General features: G+C 46.4%; 2 protein-coding genes. One reads left to right on the forward strand and one right to left on the reverse strand.

Annotation, left to right across the window (positions count from 1 at the left end; translation table 11 throughout):
* On the reverse strand, positions 1–257 hold a 257-nt coding region (locus tag KIV40_RS34265; RefSeq protein ID WP_285353908.1), incomplete at its 3' end, for a RidA family protein.
* Between the two features lie 87 nt (positions 258–344).
* Between KIV40_RS34265 and KIV40_RS34270 the strand changes: the two genes are divergently transcribed.
* A partial coding sequence (locus KIV40_RS34270) for a DUF3624 domain-containing protein (protein WP_285353910.1) occupies positions 345–603 on the forward strand: 259 nt, incomplete at its 3' end.

The following is a 603-nucleotide window of genomic DNA, read 5'->3' on the forward strand; positions in this document are numbered from 1 at the left end:
TCTGGAACCCATGCATCCCATACTGCGTTCATCTCTTGGAAGTCGTCCATAGTTTTCAGGTAGATCGTTGCTGACAGCATGTGTTCTTTATCACTGCCCGCTTGCTCAAGCAGAGTCTCAACCTTGTCTAGCATAGTTTGAGTTTGCTCTTTGATACCTTGAGTTGCGTCTGCACACACTTGGCCACATAGGTAAATCGTGCCGTTGTGCTTAACGATACGGCTCATACGTTGTTTGGTTTCTTGACGTTCAATCATCACTTTCTCTCTCGGTGTCACCGTGATTAACCATAGGGTGACGTGTTATTATCAAAGGCCAATAGCATAACGCGAATTCCACCCAAGATGACATGTAAGCACTGCAATAAAAGCGAAAAAATCCGCGACAAACTCGGTCGATGCCAGCGCTGCATGAATCAGCTGACGATATTGTCGATTCTCAGTTGGGGGATATGGTGGTTGTTTTTCTTAGACCAACCCAAAAGCATTAACGCGATTGCACTGGCCATGGCTGCAAGTGCCTTTAGCGGCCTGCTGATGATCCATTGGATCATGAAGTGGTTGATCTTGCCCAGAAGAGACAGGAAACGGAGATCAAAGACTA

The sequence above is a fragment of the Vibrio sp. D173a genome, from assembly GCF_030248475.1.